Below are 3,222 nucleotides of genomic sequence, written 5' to 3'. Positions count from 1 at the left end.
AGTACCTTGTCCTTGTTGGCCGTGTCCACTTCCCAATGGCAGATGCCCTCTGCCTTGTCCAAGTGCGGCTTTACAGATGCGATACAGCCGCCGCAATTGATGTTCGTCTTGAATTGAAATTGTTTATTTTCCATTGTTTACAAATTTTAGAGTTATCTGATAATGCAAATTTCCGTACTATTCAGTTAGTTATTGTTGTGTAATTTCTTGTTTGATTTGTGAGATTTACTGTTTTATTTCTTCCACTTCAACCGCAGGCTGTTACTGACCACGCTCACGCTGCTCAATGCCATTGCCGCACCCGCAATCATCGGGTTGAGCAGGAAGCCGTTAACAGGGTAAAGGATGCCTGCCGCTACCGGAATGCCGATTACGTTGTAGATAAACGCCCAGAACAGGTTTTGCTTGATGGTGGCTACGGTCTGTTTGGACAAGCGTATTGCCTGCGGTATCTTGGTCAGGTCGGACGAAATGATGGTCATCTTGGCTACGTCCATTGCGATATCGCTGCCTTTGCCCATTGCGATACTTACATCGGCTGTTGCCAATGCGGTGCTGTCGTTGATACCATCGCCCACCATTGCCACTACCTTTACTTTACTTTGCAGTTCTTTCACAAAGTCGGCTTTATGCTGTGGCAAAACTTCGGCTTTGTAATGCTTGATGCCTGTCTGCTCCGCAATGGCTTTAGCGGTAGCTTCATTATCTCCGGTCAGCATATACAGGTCAATGCCCATTTCCTGCATTTCCCGGATAGCCTGCACCGATGTTTCCTTAATCTTATCGGCGATAGCGATTACAGCAAGAGCCTTTTTGCTGTTTGCAAACCAGATAACGGTTTTAGACTGTTTGCCCCATTCTTCGGCCTGGTCTTGTAATTCTCCGGCAATGGCAATGTTGTTTTCTGCCAATAGCTTTTTGTTGCCTACATAATAGGTTTCGTTGTCATGGTCTGCTTTTGCGCCTTTGCCCGTAATGCTGTCGAACATGGATAAAGAGGTGGTCGCTACATCGCCAAGATGCTTCACTACGGCTTCTGCCAATGGATGCTCGGATTGCTTTTCGATGCTCAAAAGGATTTCTTTTGCAGTGTCCTCATTGTTCAGCCATTTAATGCCCGTTACCTGTGGTCTTCCCTCGGTGATGGTTCCGGTTTTGTCCAAAACGATGGCATTTACTTTTTTGGCCAGTTCCAAACTTTCGGCATCCTTTATCAAAATGCCATTTTCAGCACCTTTACCAACGCCTACCATAATAGCGGTGGGTGTCGCTAAGCCTAAAGCACAGGGGCAGGCAATGACCAATACCGTAACGGCTGCCAACAGACCTTGAACAACCCCGTTTTCGCCTCCCAAAATCAACCATAGTGTAAATGTCAGGATGGCAATGCCTATCACTGTGGGAACAAAGATGCCCGCAATCCTATCGACCAGTTTCTGTACGGGTGCTTTGCTTCCCTGTGCATCCTGCACCATTTTGATGATGTGGGCAAGCATGGTTTCTCTGCCCACTTTTACCGCCTTGAACCGGAAGCTGCCTTTTTGGTTAATCGTTCCTGCAAATACTTTTTCTTTTTCTTTTTTCAATACAGGTACAGGCTCACCGCTTAACATGCTTTCGTCCACATACGAATTGCCCGATATGACCATGCCGTCTACCGCAATCTTTTCACCGGGCTTTACGAGTATCACATCGCCTGCGCTTACGTCTTCGATAGCGGTCTGCTTTTCCGTTCCATCCGCCTGTACCACGATGACCGTTTTTGGCTGCAAGCCCATCAGCTTCTTAATGGCAGAAGAGGTGTTGCCTTTGGCTCTTTCTTCCAGCAGTTTCCCTAACAGGATGAATGCGATAATAACGGCTGCCGCTTCAAAATATACGTGGGCGTGCAGTCCCCGTTGATGCCAAAAGTCGGCAAACAGCATATTGAAAACACTGAACAGGTAGGCAATACCTGTACTCAATGCCACCAGCGTATCCATATTGGCGGAACGGTGCTTTGCCTGCTTCCAAGCGTTTACAAAAAAATCCCTGCCCAACCATATTACAACGGGTGTGGAAAAGAGCCACATTATCGGGTCTGCATAGGGCATATCCATAAAGAACATTCCTATGATTACCACGGGCAGGGAAAGGATAATTGCCCAAATGGTCTTGTTTTTCAAGGTTCGGAATTTCTTTTCGTGGATGCCTTCGAGCGTTTCCTGCTGCTTGGTTTCGTCTTCAATCAATAGGTCGTAACCTACTCCCTGAACCGCTTTTTGCAGGGTGGAGGCATCGGTCATATTGGGCAGATATTCCACGGTAAGATTGCCCGTTGCAAAGTTCACGGAAGCATTAACTACTCCCGGTTGGTATTTAACAATGCTTTCGGCACTGCCCGCACAGGATGCACAGGTCATGCCCAATACCGGAAAAGCACTTTTAACCGTAGGAACTCCGTAACCTAAATCTTTAATTGCCTTAACAGCCTCGCCTACGGTTTCATTGCTATCTACTGTAATCACTGCCCTTCGGTTGTTCAGCTCTACTTTATGGGTTTCTACGCCTTTTACCTGTGCCAATCCCTTTTCAACGATTAATGCACAGTGTTCGCTTTCTACATCCTCCAATGGAATGTATATATTTTCTCTGTTTGTCGCCATATTTGCCTGCTTTAATTTACAATACAAAATTGGCTATTATATTTATGGGTACTGGTGTGAAATTTTGGATTTGATTTGTAAGATTTACTTACACTTTATCCAACGGTTTTCTTTTATCCTCTTTAATCTGTTTGAAATGGCTTGGTGTTAGCCCGGTAACTTTTTTAAACTGGTTACTCAAATATGCCACGCTCGAATAATTTAGGCGGTTCGCAATCTCACTTAATGACAACTCATCATACACCAACAATTCTTTAACTTTCTCCACCTTTTGGGCGATAAAGTATTTTTCAATGGTTGTACCCTCTACCTCTGAAAACAGATTGGACAGGTAATTGTAATCGTGATGCAATTTGTCACTCAATACATCGGAAAGGTTGGTTTTTACATCACTATCCTGATGGTGTACCAGGTCAATGATAATGTTCTTTATCTTTTCTATTATCCTGCCTTTTTTATCGTCAATTACTTCAAATCCTAATGGCTCTAAAGTTTTGGACAAATTCTCTTTTTCCAGAGATGTTATTTCTTTGGAAAGAATAACTTCGCCCAGTTTTATATTTTTAGCATCTAATCC

Annotated in this window: 2 protein-coding genes; both read right to left on the bottom strand. The window is 44.5% G+C overall.

From position 1 onward, the window contains the following. Positions 1-233 precede the first annotated feature (233 nt). Positions 234-2,645 carry a heavy metal translocating P-type ATPase gene (locus BMW64_RS20245; RefSeq protein WP_090002493.1) on the bottom strand — a complete coding sequence of 804 codons (2,412 nt, stop codon included), beginning with the start codon at positions 2,643-2,645 and terminating at the stop codon, positions 234-236. 88 nt (positions 2,646-2,733) lie between these two features. Continuing rightward, on the bottom strand, positions 2,734-3,222 hold a 489-nt coding region (locus tag BMW64_RS20240; protein WP_143052750.1), incomplete at its 5' end, for a helix-turn-helix domain-containing protein.

Source organism: Chryseobacterium taichungense, from assembly GCF_900109935.1.
In the GTDB taxonomy this organism is placed as follows: domain Bacteria; phylum Bacteroidota; class Bacteroidia; order Flavobacteriales; family Weeksellaceae; genus Chryseobacterium; species Chryseobacterium taichungense.
This window is presented reverse-complemented; position numbering and strand designations above follow the sequence as displayed.